At 33.2% G+C, this 16,355-nt stretch carries 19 protein-coding genes; 16 read left to right on the top strand and 3 right to left on the bottom strand.

Features of this window, described 5'->3' with window-relative positions:
• The first annotated feature begins 202 nt into the window (after positions 1-202).
• The 9 genes from AC3EMB_RS14230 to AC3EMB_RS14190 all read left to right on the top strand — a co-directional run bounded on the left by AC3EMB_RS14230 (position 203) and on the right by AC3EMB_RS14190 (position 5,904).
• Entirely contained in the window at positions 203-571 is a 369-nt protein-coding gene (locus tag AC3EMB_RS14230; RefSeq protein WP_098852637.1) for a hypothetical protein, read from the top strand.
• Between the two features lie 195 nt (positions 572-766).
• Positions 767-1,552 carry a class I SAM-dependent methyltransferase gene (locus AC3EMB_RS14225; RefSeq protein WP_053564193.1) on the top strand — a complete coding sequence of 262 codons (786 nt, stop codon included), beginning with the start codon at positions 767-769 and terminating at the stop codon, positions 1,550-1,552.
• Between the two features lie 69 nt (positions 1,553-1,621).
• Complete coding sequence (locus AC3EMB_RS14220) at positions 1,622-1,810, top strand: DUF3970 family protein (RefSeq protein ID WP_000621885.1); 189 nt, start codon at positions 1,622-1,624, stop codon at positions 1,808-1,810.
• A 77-nt stretch (positions 1,811-1,887) separates the two neighbouring features.
• The gene (locus AC3EMB_RS14215) at positions 1,888-2,853 is read left to right on the top strand and encodes a nucleoside hydrolase (RefSeq protein ID WP_182812906.1); all 966 of its coding nucleotides are present in this window, start codon (positions 1,888-1,890) and stop codon (positions 2,851-2,853) included.
• 179 nt (positions 2,854-3,032) lie between these two features.
• Positions 3,033-3,275 carry a GlsB/YeaQ/YmgE family stress response membrane protein gene (locus AC3EMB_RS14210; protein WP_000638309.1) on the top strand — a complete coding sequence of 81 codons (243 nt, stop codon included), beginning with the start codon at positions 3,033-3,035 and terminating at the stop codon, positions 3,273-3,275.
• A 79-nt stretch (positions 3,276-3,354) separates the two neighbouring features.
• Positions 3,355-3,750, top strand: a complete 396-nt coding sequence (locus AC3EMB_RS14205) for a hypothetical protein (protein WP_000834885.1) — start codon at positions 3,355-3,357, stop codon at positions 3,748-3,750.
• A 322-nt stretch (positions 3,751-4,072) separates the two neighbouring features.
• Positions 4,073-4,219 carry a hypothetical protein gene (locus AC3EMB_RS14200; protein ID WP_000959551.1) on the top strand — a complete coding sequence of 49 codons (147 nt, stop codon included), beginning with the start codon at positions 4,073-4,075 and terminating at the stop codon, positions 4,217-4,219.
• 135 nt (positions 4,220-4,354) lie between these two features.
• Complete coding sequence (locus AC3EMB_RS14195) at positions 4,355-5,209, top strand: aminopeptidase (RefSeq protein ID WP_488517780.1); 855 nt, start codon at positions 4,355-4,357, stop codon at positions 5,207-5,209.
• Positions 5,210-5,232: 23 nt separating this feature from the next.
• On the top strand, positions 5,233-5,904 hold the full coding sequence (locus AC3EMB_RS14190; RefSeq protein ID WP_488517078.1) for a YjgB family protein: 672 nt from the start codon (positions 5,233-5,235) through the stop codon (positions 5,902-5,904).
• A 170-nt stretch (positions 5,905-6,074) separates the two neighbouring features.
• On the opposite strand, the gene AC3EMB_RS14185 is transcribed toward AC3EMB_RS14190, so the two are convergent.
• Complete coding sequence (locus tag AC3EMB_RS14185) at positions 6,075-7,289, bottom strand: MDR family MFS transporter (RefSeq protein ID WP_098127925.1); 1,215 nt, start codon at positions 7,287-7,289, stop codon at positions 6,075-6,077.
• 101 nt (positions 7,290-7,390) lie between these two features.
• Here AC3EMB_RS14185 and AC3EMB_RS14180 point away from each other — a divergent pair, with 101 nt between their 5' ends.
• The 5 genes from AC3EMB_RS14180 (at position 7,391) to AC3EMB_RS14160 (ending at position 12,919) form a co-directional block, all read left to right on the top strand.
• Positions 7,391-9,127 carry an ABC transporter substrate-binding protein gene (locus AC3EMB_RS14180; RefSeq protein WP_488517077.1) on the top strand — a complete coding sequence of 579 codons (1,737 nt, stop codon included), beginning with the start codon at positions 7,391-7,393 and terminating at the stop codon, positions 9,125-9,127.
• 159 nt (positions 9,128-9,286) lie between these two features.
• On the top strand, positions 9,287-9,910 hold the full coding sequence (locus tag AC3EMB_RS14175; protein WP_000102246.1) for a YhbD family protein: 624 nt from the start codon (positions 9,287-9,289) through the stop codon (positions 9,908-9,910).
• A gap of 13 nt (positions 9,911-9,923) precedes the next feature.
• On the top strand, positions 9,924-10,634 hold the full coding sequence (locus AC3EMB_RS14170) for a bactofilin family protein (RefSeq protein WP_001258371.1): 711 nt from the start codon (positions 9,924-9,926) through the stop codon (positions 10,632-10,634).
• A gap of 18 nt (positions 10,635-10,652) precedes the next feature.
• Positions 10,653-11,360: a cytoplasmic protein gene (locus AC3EMB_RS14165; protein ID WP_454485014.1), complete on the top strand. Its 708-nt coding sequence runs from the start codon at positions 10,653-10,655 to the stop codon at positions 11,358-11,360.
• A 23-nt stretch (positions 11,361-11,383) separates the two neighbouring features.
• Positions 11,384-12,919, top strand: a complete 1,536-nt coding sequence (locus AC3EMB_RS14160; protein ID WP_000229636.1) for an MDR family MFS transporter — start codon at positions 11,384-11,386, stop codon at positions 12,917-12,919.
• A 54-nt stretch (positions 12,920-12,973) separates the two neighbouring features.
• Here the strand turns inward: AC3EMB_RS14160 and AC3EMB_RS14155 are convergent, their stop codons facing one another.
• Entirely contained in the window at positions 12,974-13,294 is a 321-nt protein-coding gene (locus tag AC3EMB_RS14155; RefSeq protein WP_001062742.1) for a hypothetical protein, read from the bottom strand.
• A 252-nt stretch (positions 13,295-13,546) separates the two neighbouring features.
• Here AC3EMB_RS14155 and AC3EMB_RS14150 point away from each other — a divergent pair, with 252 nt between their 5' ends.
• Both AC3EMB_RS14150 and AC3EMB_RS14145 read left to right on the top strand, forming a co-directional pair.
• Positions 13,547-14,326: a BC_2878 family exosporium-associated protein gene (locus tag AC3EMB_RS14150; protein ID WP_095690699.1), complete on the top strand. Its 780-nt coding sequence runs from the start codon at positions 13,547-13,549 to the stop codon at positions 14,324-14,326.
• Positions 14,327-14,636: 310 nt separating this feature from the next.
• Positions 14,637-15,407, top strand: a complete 771-nt coding sequence (locus AC3EMB_RS14145; protein WP_454485010.1) for a GNAT family N-acetyltransferase — start codon at positions 14,637-14,639, stop codon at positions 15,405-15,407.
• 402 nt (positions 15,408-15,809) lie between these two features.
• Here AC3EMB_RS14145 and AC3EMB_RS14140 read toward each other — a convergent pair whose 3' ends face one another.
• Positions 15,810-16,241 carry a GNAT family N-acetyltransferase gene (locus tag AC3EMB_RS14140; protein ID WP_029442581.1) on the bottom strand — a complete coding sequence of 144 codons (432 nt, stop codon included), beginning with the start codon at positions 16,239-16,241 and terminating at the stop codon, positions 15,810-15,812.
• Positions 16,242-16,355 lie beyond the last annotated feature (114 nt).

The following is a 16,355-nucleotide window of genomic DNA, read 5'->3' as shown; positions in this document are numbered from 1 at the left end:
GCTATAGGAAGTTTAGTTTCCGGAAATGATGAGGAAAAAGAAACATTATAATAATTTGTAAAAGTATAAAGTTGATCAAATTATAAAGGCTGATTTCTAAAGGGAAGTCAGCTTTTTTATTTTTTACATTATATTAATCTGATTTGAATATTCATTTGTTATTATATTGAAGAGACCTATATAAGGAGGTGAATAAACAAATATGTCGAATTCGGGGGCTGATTTATCTGTTTCTCGTTTGATTGTGGCAAATGTAGAGGAAAAGGAATATCATTTTATTGTTCGTGAACATCCGATTGTAGGGAAATTTATATCGCTATTTGAAAATGGAAAAGAATATGGTTTACTAGATAAACAAATCGCTAATAAAGATAAATTTATTACATCGGAGCTTACTAAATTAGATTATTTTAACCTAGATGTTTTATATCATACACCTGGATGGATATGGATTGGTATGGATCAATTTGGATTACATGCTCGTGAGGCTACTTATAACGAAGTAGATGTTATTATGAAGTTGAAAGAGGATTTATATTATATAGACGTATATGAAGAAATGAAAATGTAATAAATATTTAATCAGGTTAGGGGAGAAGTTCCCGTAGCCTTTTTTGTTTAATAGTAAAAGTAAAATTTATATTATGTTGATGATAGGACAGCACGATAAGAAGTGAGATGAAAAGAGGATTTGAAAATACATGAAGAGAATTGTAATAATTATATGAATCGTATATGTAAATTACAATAGAAAGAAGATGATAAAATGAGTAAAGAGGAGCTTGTGAAAAAACAGTTTGGCAGTAATGCAGATAAGTATGTGAATAGTAAAATACATGCTAAAGGACAGGACTTACAGCATGTAGTTCAACAAGTTGAATCTCGCCATAATAATCGTCTTCTTGATGTTGCTACTGGCGGCGGACATGTTGCGAATATGCTAGCACCTATGTTTGAAGAAGTAGTTGCACTTGATTTAACAGAACAGATGTTAGAAAAAGCAAAAGGTTTTATAAAGCAGAATGGTCATGAAAATGTGTCTTTTGTAGCAGGAAACGCAGAGGATTTACCATTTGCAGATCATTTTTTTGATACAATTACATGCCGGATTGCAGCCCATCATTTTACGAATCCGGCTCAATTTATTTATGAAGTAAATCGTACGTTGGAGGATAATGGATTATTCATCTTAATAGATAATGTTTCGCCAGAAAATAATGAATATGATACATTTTATAATTTTATAGAAAAGAAGCGGGACCCAAGTCATGAACGAGCTCTAAAAAAGACAGAATGGCTTACTTTATTAGAAAAAAACGGTTTGCAAATGCAGTCATGTCTTACTTTTGATAAGAAGTTTGATTTTGACTGGTGGTGTAATATGATGGATGTCCCTGTACAAAAGCGTGAAAAATTAACAGAATGTATGATGAAAGCACCAAACGAAATGAAGGAATATTTTAATATTCAACTTAAAAATAATAAAGTAGATTCGTTCTATACTGAAATGGCTATGTTTATATGTAAAAAAAGTACAACATTAAAAAGATAAATGTGTTGCAGTCTTTCTGAAGTACGATATACTTAGTACAGAGAAACTGTGAATTGAGGAATAGTTATTATGATTCGTGTACGCATTGAAGGTACTGAGGAAGAAATGCTTGAATTTATGGGGAAAATGCCAGACATTCCTGGATTTGAAAAGACACATATGAGAGAGCCAAGAAAAGGAAATAACCCGAAATACGATTCAAGTAAAAATGTACTAGCATATTTGTCTTATAAAAAGATTGAAGTCGCCAATAAATAGGCGGCTTTTTTAGTTTGCGCTGTTTCACCGCCTTGTCTTTTTCACATAATAATAATAGTAGATTATGCTGAAGAGGGGTGAGAATAGTTAATAAGAAAATCATCTTTTTTGGAGACTTTGGTATTGATGACGCCGTAGCGTTAATTTATGCAAATAAAACATGTAAATTAGATATTCTAGGTATTGTTGCAGAGTACGGGAATGTATCACGAGATATCGTTACGGAAAATGTTTATTTTTTAGAAAGGTACTATGCTACACAAGTGAAAATTATTGAAGGTGCGAGTAGGCCGATGACAGCTGAAGAACCTTTGTTTTTCCCTGAAATCCATGGGGATCATGGTTTAGGTCCTATTATTCCACCTGAAATGAGAATTTGTAAACGAGAAAATTTTTGTGAATTAATCAAATTAATCGAACCTTGTCCAGAAGATATTATAATTGTGGCGACAGGAAGACTAACGACGCTTGCTACGTTATTTTTATTGTATCCAAATATAATGGATCGTATTTGTTCGTATTATATAATGGGCGGCGCTTTCCTATTTCCAGGTAATGTTACACCAGTATCTGAAGCGAATTTTTATGGTGATCCAATTGCAGCAAATATTGTTATGAAATATGCGAAAAACGCTACTATATACCCGTTAAATGTAACACAGGGTGCGCTTATTACGCCTGAAATGGCCAATATAATAGATAAACAAGGAACTGGACAGGCGAAACTCATTAAACCAATGATTGATTTTTATTATGAGAATTTTTATAAAAAAGAATATCCAGGTATTGGTGGAAGTCCCATACACGATTTACTACCGTTTATCTCGTTTATAAACGATAGTATTTTCGAATATAAAAAATCGGCAGTGTGGATTAGTACGACAAATGATGTGACTAGGGGCCAAAGTGTAGCTGACTTTAGAAAAATAGCTGAACCAACAAGGTTTGATGATCGGCCGATTCAGAGAATTGCTGTTGGTTTTAACTATCCTGCTTTTAAAGAAGAGTTTATGCGAACAATATTGAAGCCAGATTGTCCTTAATGTGTGTAATAACAAGTCGGATAAATCGTCAGTTCGAAAAATAGTTTATCGGTGTGAATTATTCTCAAAAATCTTATAGTTGAGCAGCATGAATAACTTATGAAAAATGTCACATAACTAATGGTAAGCAATTGTTTCTAATTATATTTTGATTGGTTAAATATAAAGGAGGTTATTATATGATTTGGTCTTTAATCGTTGGTGGTTTATTAGGATGGTTTGCAAGCTTAATTACTGGAAGGGATGTACCAGGTGGTGTAATTGGTAATATTATTGCTGGTATTATCGGTTCTTGGATTGGTACGAAATTACTTGGTAGTTTCGGTCCTGTAATAGGCGGATTTGCAATCATTCCTGCTTTAATTGGTGCGATTATTTTGATCTTCATTGTGAGTTTTTTACTACGAGCAATGCGGAAATGAATGTAGCAGGACTGTTTACATTTGTAAGCAGTCCTTTTTATATGTTATGCTAGTATTATACAATCAGGAGGTGTCAGCATTGAAATCATTTACAGTAAATTTCCATCAAGAAGATAATGCAAAAGCGACAACAGTACATAAATTAAGTGAAGAGGACTTCAATAAAGCAACTGAAAAAGGTACTCGTCATTTATTTGATTTAGACACAAACGTTGGCTTCTTCGTATTCTTTGATGCAGAAGATGCAGAAGGAAATGATCAATACTTAATGTTACAATATGAAGGAGATCATGAAGAACCAACTGCGTGTTATGGATTTGATTTAAAACTATACTATCAATTTTTAGCACTATACTTAAATGATCTGGAATACCAAGGTGAAACAGATGAGGAAGAGGAAGAATATGGTCCAATTCATCATTTAGCTCACTTACTTTATCATATTGTTGAAGACGGTAAGTCAATCGAAGTGTAATATACATATTTAAAGCTGTCCTTTTGGGGCAGCTTTTTTATATGACATTGAAATGGTGTACTTTGAGCTAAATAAAGTGAAGTTTTAATCAGTGGGGGGTTCATCCCCACTGATTATTAGCCCTACCAATCGGGCTTTTACGGGCAGCCCTTACCCCCATCTAACTTCTTTGCTTCGACGTGGGGATCTTACTGCCCGGCAAATAGCGGGATAAATTAATAATAGAAATTTATTTATTAAGTAGGATTATTTATTACTTTCATGTTAGTATCGTAAAACACCTGTTATAATGATTGTAATTAAATTCATGGAGGCTAATTCTATGCTTGTAGATGTAAAAGCTTTTATTAAAGCTGCAGGTTTAACATGTATTTCATCATTAAGTGGAGATAATACATTTGCTTATAATTTTGAAACTGTAAAAAGCACTATCGCTACATTTTTTAAGAAACTAAGATTTACCGTTTAATTTCATTTCAACCAGTAGGAAAAGAGCAATCACTTCCTACTGGTTTTTTTCTGTTTCAAGGAGCTGTTGTGACGGCATATTTTCAGCTATAGATAGAGGATATTATCATTGAGAAGAGAAGGTTTAAATAAGGAGATGAATACAGTGATTAACAATATAATTCCAAGTTTTTTAAAATTATGGGAAAGTGACGATTTAGAATTAGAACTCCTTAATCGATACTTTACTTCGCATTCAGAGATATTTGAAGAATACTTTAAGTATCATTGTCCTAAAACGAAAGAACGTCTTTCTAATGCCATTAAACAATATCCCGCAAAAATAGAAGATATTCGTATTATTGCAGAATCATTACCAATCATTATTCAAGAGGTAACAAATGAATATCGTAATAAATATAACTTTGATGTAAATATGAAATTCCATTTATTCGTTGGAGGATTTGGTTCAAATGCATTTGTAGAAAGGGAAATCATTGGAGACATATTTTTTGCGGCAGAAAAATTATCTCCAGATTTGAATCATCTTCGTGTTATTGCTGCTCACGAAATAGGTCATATATATCATAATGTTATGCTACAAAATACTGGAATGGATTGGACTAGGGCTGAATGGACCGATGCGTCGGTAAGTTTGTATCGTGAAGGTGTTGCAACTTATTTATCAAAAAAAATCGTTAAAGATTTAAATGAGTCTGTTTACTACTCATATAATAGTGACGGTGATTCATGGCTACAATATTATAAAGAAAATGAAGAGAAAATAAAGAAACGTTTTTTAAAAGATTATGTTGAAGGATGGACAGATGAAAAAGAGAAAGAATGGTTCCGTTTATCAGGAGGTAGTTACTTCGGATATAACAGACTTGGTTACTTTTTAGGAACAGCTTTTGTAACATATTTTGTACAAGCCTTTGGAGAGAATGAAGCACTGACTTTTTGGAACAAACATAATTTGAAAAGTATTGTAATGGGTTGGTTATCGAAATGAATAAGATGCAATAGGGGGGGGAAATGATGAAAGGGTATTTGAAAATAGTCATGTTGTTTTTGGCTTTAGCATGTATGTTTGCGCTAGCAGCATGTAATGGGATAGACGAAAAAAAGGAAACAAATCCAACCTTGGAAAATAATAAAAATGAACAAAGCAATTCTTCAGAAGAACAGAAAAATCCTGAAGCAAAACCAAGTAATGAAAAAACAACAAAACCATCACCTGAGCAAGATTCGAAAGATAGAACACTTAATCAAAAATCAATTAACCACGTTAAAGATTTGTTTGAACTAGCAAAAGAAGGAAAAGTACCTAATGTACCATTTGGAGCCCATACAGGGGATATTGAAGAAATTGAAAAAGCGTGGGGAAAAGCAAATAAAACCGAATATGCAGGGAATGGAATGTACGCAACTTTTACAAATAAAAATGTTGTTTTCGGATTTAATAAAGGGTCACAAGTTTTTGATGTACGCTCATATCATGCAGAACTAAAATCGATTACATTACAAGAAATTGAAAAAGCGTTAGGAAAACCATCTTCAGTTAAAGGGAATGGTGAAGATAAAATATATGTATACAAAGTAAATAACCAGTATGAGCTGAAATTTGTCATTCCAAAATCGACTGGTAAGGTAGATCATATTTCTGTATTTTCACCAGAGGATAGTATTAATAAAATGGCAGGATAAGAAATTAAGTGATTTCAAAAACACCTCACTTTATTGAAGTGAGGTGTTTTTAGTTGTAAATAAGGAACGTCTCCTGCCATATAAAACATACTTTCATATGCGAAATACTTCACTTTTGTTTTTTAATATTCATCCAATAAGAAATATTGATCTACTGAAAAAGTAGTAACTTATAAATTGTGTGTAGGATGGTTCACGATTTTTTTACGTTCCAAATGTTGAACGAACAGTGCTTGAACGATGCCCCCAACTAATAAGAAGCAAGCGCAAATATAAAAAAGCATACTACCACTTAGTTTACTTAATAAAACTGCACCAATAACTGGTCCACACGTTCGAGATATATCCCAATGTATACCGTAAATTGAAAAATATAAACCACGTTTATCATGAGGTGCAATTTCTGAAACGAATCGTAATAAATGGTTTAGAGCAATACTTTCTCCAATGACTAAAAAGAGTAAGGTGAAGAATAACGACAATATCGTCGTTGAATAACTAAAGCCAACTGCAGCTATTGTAAAGCAGGTATAAGAAATAAGGATGATTTTCGCCATAGAAAATCGTTCAGACCATTTTACGAGGAAGATTTGTAGAATGATTTCCAAAATGGCTTTGCATGTTGAAATAAATGCGAGTATGAATACGAGATTAGGAAATACATGTTCTGCAAAAATACGATAATTCGTCTCAGTTTGTGCATAAAAAAAGCTAATAGGAAGTGTAGAAAACATAAGACCGAATATGGCGTAATGTTTAAAAACAAATTGCTTTGGTGAACTTGCCTCAATTGTTTGTTTCGTCTTACTTATAGTCGGAACGGTTTCTGGGAGCTGGGTCCAAACAACAACGGCATATATCGTAAGGGTTACACTTTGCACGATAAATAAATATTCTGGGTGAGTATTATAAAAACTTGCACCGATTAAAGGGCCGATTACGGATCCAATTGCTCCCATCGTTTGTAGAAGAGCAAAAATTTCTGCTTGCTGCTCTTTTTTTGTTAAATCAGCAATTTGTGCACGTTGAGCCGGAATATATAAGGAACGGCCAATGCCATTAATGACATATAACAGTGCAAATATAAAAATGGATTGAGCGAAAACGAAACTACCGATTGCAACACTTTGTAGCAATAAGCCGAGTAACATAATCTTTTTTCGGCCATATTTATCAGTAATTCCTCCAGCAATAAGTGTAAATAAAATGTCTGAAAGTGGCTGTAATCCGAAAATCAGCATAGTTATTATTACATTGCCGTTTAACATTTTATTAACGTAAATAATCATAATGATAGCTAACATAGATTCAGTCGTTCGGGTTAATAATTCACCACACAGTCTAATAAAAATAGGTTTATTGTAACGAAGTAAGAGATAATTCAATATTAATTCCTCCTTTCTATATTGAAATGATAAGATGAAAGAAGAATTGGAAAAAGGGTAGAAACAATAGGGAGTATTTTTCACCTTTTAGGGGGATTATGATGTTTATTTTAGATCAATATATTGAACTATGGATTGCTTATGGAAAAGGGAAAAAAGAGGGAGAACGATTGGAAGTAACAGTGCAAAATATATCTGAAACATTATTTTGTACAGAGCGTAATAGTAAATTAATTATAAAAAAATTAGATGAGTTAAATTGGATCAAGTGGTTTCCAGGTCGCGGCAGGGGAAATCGTTCTAAGTTAATATTTCAAAAGCACCCGATGTCTTTAATTTTAGATAGAGGAAAAGAAATAACGAAAAAAGGGGATGTGAAAAGCGGAAGCATATTTGTGGAACGCTATAGCTCACATTTTCCGTCAGTAAAGGGAGAATATCACTGCTGGGTAGATTCAATATTTGGTCATAAGATTGAAATGACATCTGAAGGGAGAAGAGATGTACTCCGGTTGCAAGTACAAATGAATTTAGATATCACATTAGATCCTGTATACGCTACAATGCGTTCAGAATGTCATATGGTAAAACATATATTCGACACACTCGTGTATGTAGACGGTAATACAAACATTATAGAGCCAAGACTTGCATTTCACTGGGAATATAATGACGCTGAAAAAATATGGACGTTTTATTTACGAAAAGGAGTTCACTTTCATAATGGAAAACAACTTACTGCACATGATGTTATATACTCATTGAATCGATTTATGAAGCTGGAAAATAATGCACACGCTTGGATGTTACAACACGTTGAAAGTATCCGTTCAGTGGATGACTACGTTGTCGAAATTCAATTACATACGGAAAATAAAATATTTTTACATATGATAAGTGCAGAACAGTGTTCTATCGTGAATGAAGATGAAGCAGGAGAGCTAATTGGAACAGGGTCTTTTCAATTATATAAAAGTAATGAAAATCTGTTCATTTTAGAAGGTCATCCTTTATATTTTCGTGAAAGACCTTTTTTAGATCGTGTTGAGTTGTGGAATGTAGAACAAGGTGTAAGTACATACGATGTTTTAGTAAAGGCGCAGTATAAAGATAAAGAAAAACATAATAAAGAATTGTCTCGGCTTGAGTCGAACGTGACATATCTAACATGTAATCTTACGAAAGAAGGACCAATGCAAGATGAGTTATTTCGGAAAGCGTTATATAAAATCATTCATGGTTATACAATCGTTCAAGAACTCGGCGGAGAACGTGGAGAAGTGGCAAAGAAACTAATATTAGCAGGTGAAAGCATTGTAGAGATTGAGGAAGATGTAGAAAGTTTAATTAAAAGGAGTACTTATCATAATGAAGTGCTACAGCTCTACACATTTACAGGACGAGATCATGTTGAAGATGCACAATGGATACAAAAAGAGTGTGCGAAGTACGGGATTCGTGTAGAAAATAATTTTCTTGATATAGAAGAGCTATTGGAAGTAAGTACGATACAAAAGGCTGATATGATGCATGATAGTGCCACAATAAGCGAACGAATAGAAGATAGTCTATTATATATGTTTCTTACAAAAAATAGTTTTATTCATGGACAAAGCAACATGGACTTTTATGAAAAGTTGTCTATTTATTTTAAACAAGAAGAATTAGAAAAAAGAGTTACATTGTTACGCGATATTGAGGATACTTTGTTACGTCAAATTCATATTATTCCTTTGTATCGTAATAAACAAGAGGTAAGTACACATGAAAAAGTCCAAAATATAATGATTAATTCACAAGGTTGGATTGATTTTTATAATATTTGGTTTAAATCTTGATATATAAGGGCTTTTGCGCATTTTCATAAGATGTGTAAGAGCCTTTTTTGTATGTAGGAATAGGTTTGTTTTACACATTGTTACGCTACTTGTGATAAAAGTCTATTTACAGCGTAACAGTGTTATGTTACATTGTTATCAGGAAGGAGTGTTATACAGTTGAGTACAGATTTGATTTCAAAAAAAGATTTATTAGAACTAACTGGCATTTCATACGGACAGTTATATAGGTGGAAAAGAAAAAATTTAATACCGGAAGATTGGTTTGTACGAAAGTCAACATTCACGGGTCAAGAGACATTTTTTCCGAAAGAAAAGATATTAGAGCGTATTGATAAAATCCAAACGATGAAAGAGGATTTATCACTTGATGAACTAGCGAATATGTTTTCACCGAGTGTGAGAGAAATTCTTTTAACAAAGGAAGACATTTTACGTAAGGGGATTGCATCAGAACCAGTTTTACAATTTTTCATAGAACAAACGAATAAAACAGCAGAGTTTCAATTTGTAGATATTCTTTATGTGTACATGTTAGAAGAATTATTACAATCGGGAGATATTAGTTTAGAAGAAGGAAAAATGGTCTTGCAAGTTTTACGTGAAAATTATGAAGCAATTAAACATAAAACTTGTGATTTAATCATTGTACGAAAGTTAGGGATTTCTACATGTTTATTAGTTTCAAACGTGGAAGATTTAATTTTTGAAAAAGGCACTAAAATCGTTTTACGCGAAGCGATTATGAAATATACCGAAGCATTAAAAACGAAATTGTTGTAGTGGAGGAGAAAGTATGCGTACAGATAATTTGATTATAAATGGTTACGGTTCATCGAATGGTGGCGAGTTTCATAAAGTGCAATTAAACGGAAAAGGTACTGTGAATGGAAATGTTGAATGTGACCAATTTGAATGTAACGGTTACGGTGCCGTTACTGGAAATTTGAAAAGTAGCAATGCAAGAATTAGTGGATCAGGTAAAATCGACGGTACAGTTCATGCTGAAACGATGCGAATTGATGGAAAAGCAACAATTACGCAAGATGTGAAGGCAAACAGTTTGAAAATTGCAGGAAAAGGTACGGTAGGTGGAAATGTCACTGGTGAAGAATTTAAAGTCAATGGTCAAGCGACAATTGATGGTAATTGTGAAGTGGATACGTTTTCTTCAGAAGGACAATTTACAATTGGTGGATTACTAAGCGCTGATGAAATAAATATTAATATTCACGGTACATGTCGAGCGAAAGAAATTGGTGGTCAAACGATTAAAGTAAAACATAGACTAAGTACTTTTAGTAGGCTGTTTAAATCAGTATTTGGTATGCAATTAGAGGCTGAACTATTAGAAGGTGACAATATCGATATTGATTATGCTCACATAAGAACGGTAAGAGGAAATAATGTTACGGTAGGACCAAACTGTGAGATTGAACTGATCGAATATACGGGTGTTCTTACTGTTGATAAAAGCGCAAATGTAAAAGAAATGAAGCAGATTTAATGGAAGGGAGAAAATGATATGGAACATCAACATAGTCTTACTGTTAATGGTTCTGGTAGTTCAGCAGGCGGAGATTATAATAAAGTGAAGATTCGCGGTGAAGGAACGATTTCTAATGACATGAGCTGTAATGAATTTAAAACGTACGGCACGAGTGAAGTGTGCGGTAATATGAAAGTGAAAAGTTATGTCGTGTATGGAGATAGTGAAGTACAAGGAAATGTAGATGCGGAATATGTAAAAGTATACGGAAATACACAAATGCATAGTGATGCTCATATTGAAAAAATAAAAGTAAGAGGTATGATAGAAGTTAAGGGGAAATTAACTGGTGATTTCGTAGATGTGAAAGGCGCTTTAAATGTAAAAGGAGATATTGAAGTTGAAGAACTGTCACTAACTGGTGGCCTTGAAAGTGATGGATTACTTAATGCTGAAAATATTGAAATTTCACTTCGTTATGAAGGTAGCAAAGTAAGAGAAATTGGCGGTAAGAAGATTACCGTTCGTAAAAAAGCGAGATTTATTCCATTTACAAATCATGCTGGAAGCCTCCAAACGTCTATCATTGAAGGAGATGAGATTTATTTAGAGCATACGATTGCTGAAGTAGTAAGAGGAAATAATGTTACAATTGGTCCCGGATGTGAAATTAGTGTTGTAGAATATCATACTAGTCTTAATCAAAAAGGTAATGCAGTCGTAAAGGAACATAAACAAATATAAGTAGTACGAGGGAGAGCAAGGTTATGGTTGAAAAGAATAATAAGCTCGGCTTTGTTGTAGCGGGCTTATTGCTAGGTATTTTAATGGCATCAATGGATAATACCATTGTCGTAACAGCGATGGGAACAATCGTTGGTGATTTAGGAGGCCTTGAAAACTTTGTATGGGTCGTTTCTGCCTATATGGTCGCAGAAATGGCAGGTATGCCGATATTCGGAAAACTATCAGATATGTATGGTAGAAAGAGGTTCTTTATTTTCGGTTTAATCGTCTTTATGATTGGTTCGGCGCTTTGTGGTACTGCTGAAAATATTACACAGTTAGGGATTTATCGTGCCATTCAAGGTATTGGCGGCGGGGCATTAGTGCCGATCGCGTTTACTATCGTTTTTGATATTTTCCCTCCTGAAAAGCGCGGGAAAATGGGTGGTTTATTCGGAGCAGTATTTGGTTTATCGAGTATTTTTGGTCCGTTGCTTGGTGCGTATATTACAGATTACATAAGCTGGCACTGGGTATTTTATATTAACTTACCGCTTGGCGTTTTAGCACTTATTTTTATTACATTCTTTTATAAAGAGTCACGAGTTCATAGAAAGCAAAAAATTGATTGGTTTGGCGCAATTACTTTAGTTGGTGCAGTAGTTTCTTTAATGTTTGCGCTTGAACTTGGCGGACAAAAGTATGATTGGGATTCTAACTTTATTTTAAGTTTATTTGGTGGATTCGTTATTTTAATTATTGCATTCATTTTTATTGAACGTAAAGTAGAAGAACCGATCATTTCATTTGAGATGTTTAAACAACGTTTGTTCGGAATGAGTACAATTATTGCTTTATGTTACGGAGCTGCATTTATGTCAGCAACTGTATACATTCCATTATTCATTCAAGGTGTATACGGTGGCACTGCAACAAACTCAGGATTATTACTTTTACCAATGATGTTAGGCTCAGTCGTAACAGCGCAGTTAGGTGGTTTTTTAACGACAAAGCTTAGCTACCGAAACATTATGATCATTTCTGCGGTTATTATGCTAATTGGACTATTTTTATTAAGCACATTAACGCCAGAAACAAGTCGTGCATTATTAACAGTGTATATGATCATTATCGGATTTGGAGTCGGTTTCTCATTCTCTGTACTAAGTATGGCAGCTATTCACAACTTCGGTATGGAACAGCGCGGATCTGCGACTTCGACGAGTAATTTCATTCGTTCATTAGGTATGACACTTGGTATTACAATCTTCGGAATGATTCAAAGAACAGGTTTCCAAGATCAATTAGAAGAAGCATTTAAAGGTATGAGCGGGGGAATGAATACAAACACATTAAGGGATTCAAGAGCCATTTTATCAGAATCGGCAAGATCTCAAATCCCTCCGCAAATATTAGATAAGATTATTGATGCTCTTTCTAGTTCAATTGTTCAAACGTTCATGTGGGCATTGGTACCAGCTGGATTAGCATTCATATTCATTTTCTTTATGGGAAATGAGCGCATGGTAATTAAGAAACAACAAAAGAATAAAAAGAGCGAAACATCAAAAGCGTAATGAAAAAGCTCCTTTCCAATTGGAAAGGAGCTTTTTCGTATGTATGGTGTTAGATTAGCCTTCGATAATTTCGTATTCTTCGTCTGCAAGTAATAAAATTTGTGTTTTCTTACCTTTGTTTTGAACTTCGATTACATCGTATGCACCTAAGTCTCTTACTTTGCTTTGAGAAGCGTTAACCATAACTTCCATAGAATCGATTAAGATATCTTCTTCAATGTATGATTCAGGCAATGCCATATCTTCAGTTTCTAATACACATGCATATAGATTTTGTAAGTTTTCAGCAGTTGGGTTTTGTTCCTCAACATCAATGATGTTTTTTACTGCTTCCATATTTTCTTCTTTTACTTGGTATACTTTAATTTTAGCCATTGTTTTAATCTCCTTTATAACGTAATCGTAGAGGCTACACTTCATTATAACGTTTTTTTCATGAAAGATGAAATTGTTATATGTATTTATAGTAAAAATTATGTGTTATTACTCATTATTGGTGTAATTCCCTTACTAATATTATGAATAGGTAACGATATTCCTACGTTAAAGTTATATTGTCCAAGCTTTTTTGTTTTCCTTTCATATATATGTATTAGTTATTCTATATAGAGAAGGGATGGAGTGTAAGTGGATTGTGAGCCGAAACGTGATTGTGGATGTTGCCAAAATAGTATATGTGAATTTTTACAAAGTCTAGAACCGTATACTAAAGTTGAAAGTATTGTAATAGCAGGAAACGAAATCGTTGTATCCTATTTTCTTTCGTTTAATGTGATGAAAGGGATTGTATCATTTGTACAAGAAGACAATGAGGTTATTTTTGTAGATTGCTCAAAAATTGATGCAATCCGAATAGGAAAAGTTTGTAGTTGCAAATCGAAAGTTAAATATATTGAAGAGGACTTTAGCTTGCTAGGAAATGTTTGCCCGCAATGTTTAACAGAGGGGAGTACAATCTTTTTCGATTTTAACAATCCTGAATTAAATGTGTCTTTCCAAGCAACAACAATTAATCCACCTAGATGTACTGAATTTACAGATGAACTTGGGAATGTAGTAAAGCAAATTACTATAGTAGGTGAAGCGAGAGTTTCTAGAGATTTTGTTCAAGTACCTGAACTGGTAGGTTTTCGATTACTTTTATCACATCCAGCTGGAGACCCTTTAAACTACGGATTATTATTTATTAATTTTCCTGATACGATTTTTATTTTTATATTGGCATCAAGCGGATACCTTTCCATTTCGAACTGTTTAAAAATAGAGGGCGGAACTGGTGATGCCGAAATAGAAGAGATGAAAAAAATGATAGAGGATGACGTTAACACGTACAAATCAGTTGTTAAATTGACTAAAGTATATAAGAACGGTGAGACGGAATCTTTTATTTATAAAAATGAGTTATAATACATGTATTTAAATGCACCCTCAAACTATTGTTGAGGGTTGTTACATAATTAATTATGTTGGTCCTTCAAACCGTTTGTTAACGGGTAAGAAATATATTTATTGTTGACTTATTTTATATGTTGATCATTTTATAGTTAGTAGATGTTATAATCATTTTATGTTTACTGATATTTTATAAATATTCGAAGTTTTAATTTAATAGTCAATTGCTTTTATGATGAACAGGTGGGTATGTATATGAATACGAATTATGGAGCGCTCATGAAAATGTTAAGAGTAGTTGATTCTAAAGAAGGCGGGAATGTAAATGATATATGAAGCGAATATACATACAAGAAAAAAACTAGTTTCTATGTTTAATGATTTCAATAACGTTGTTTTACTTTCTTATTTACAAGGGCATATGGGTACTGCTTGGGTAAATGATCTTGAAAATCCAACAGTAGCACAAGTTACGGTAGGAATTTTCACATTTTACGCTGGAGACCCAAACGTGCAAGAAACAGAAGAGTTATTACGTAATATTCCAGAAAGAATTTTAGTTATCGTAAATAGTGAAGAGTGGAAACAACGCCTAGAAACATTCCATGAAAGAAAAATAGATAAGTTTTTACGTTATAAATTCAAACGAAATCTAGCAGTTTTTAATCGTTCAAAATTACAATCTTTTATATCAACACTTCCAAAAGGATATGAGTTAAAAAGAATAGATAAGCATATCGCAAATAGCCCTACATTACATAAGATCTCCGAAGATTTTACAAGTCAATTTCAGTCGGTAGAAGATTATATAAACCGTGGTATAGGTTATAGCATTTTATATAACGAAGAAGTTGTATGCGGTGCATCCTCGTATAGTATTTATAATGATGGCATTGAAATTGAAGTTGCGACTGATCATAATCATAGAAGAAAAGGTTTGGCAACTGTAGTTAGTGCAGCTCTTATATTGGATTGCTTAGAAAATGGAAAGTATCCAAACTGGGATGCAGCGAATACTACATCTGCTAACCTAGCAGAAAAGTTAGGATATGTTTTTGATAAAGCGTATGATACTTATTTTGTGGATAATAGATGAGTGAAGGAATTACATACTAAAAAATAAATGCGCCCTAGTACGTAAGTCTAGGGCGCATTTATTAGTTGGTAAATATCTTCATAACAATCTTATCACATTTTATCTTTTGAATGTTTGGAATTAAAGATATTTATGTGACTTTTTGAAAAAATAAAAGAGCAGCTAGCAAAAGCTTACTGCTCCTCTCCAAGGGAGAATGGAGAAATACAATCATGTTACCTATAGTATTGACGGAACATTAAGTTTTAATCAGTCATTTATAAAAAGAGAGATAAAATATCTTTGATTAATCCTTTGGCTCCGATTAGTAGTACTGATAGAAAAACGATTGAGAATATACTTTGTTATCCCGCATTAACGGGCAGTAAAACCCCCACTGATTAAAGTTTCGCTTTATTACATTTACAATTTAAATAGTAGAACGTGTTTTTCGTAGTTCTCCAAACACCAATTATATTTTTTTAGAATAATTGGATGGACTGCTTCTTTCGTAGTATCGACTTCAGTATAGCCATATTTCTTATAAAAGTTTTCTAATTCCTCAAAAGGAAGACAATATACATCTTGTATTTGTGATTTTCTCGCAGTTTCTACTAAAAATGAAACAAGCTCACCAGCTAATTGTAGCCCTCTAAATTGAGGTAGAATAAAAATTCCACCCATTTCTAAAGTATCTGCATCTATTTGGACTAATCGTCCAACACCTGCATACTCGTTGTTATATGTAATAATTGCAACTTTATCTCTCTTTAAATCACTTCTTACAAATCCTATCGATTCATATTGATTATTAATCCATTCTAAATCATTAGATGTAGCTAGTTGAATACTCATGTGCATCCTCCTTTGGCCAACTTGCGCTATTTTCATTATATAGAAAATAATTTTAGGAAAAAAGTAGTTGGAATCGCATAATTTTCATTAATAGTTCAAGTTTTGAAGAATAGT

The sequence above is a fragment of the Bacillus sp. LQ16 genome (assembly GCF_057784645.1).
The sequence above is the reverse complement of the archived record's forward strand: the minus strand, read 5'-3'. Positions and strand labels throughout refer to the sequence as shown.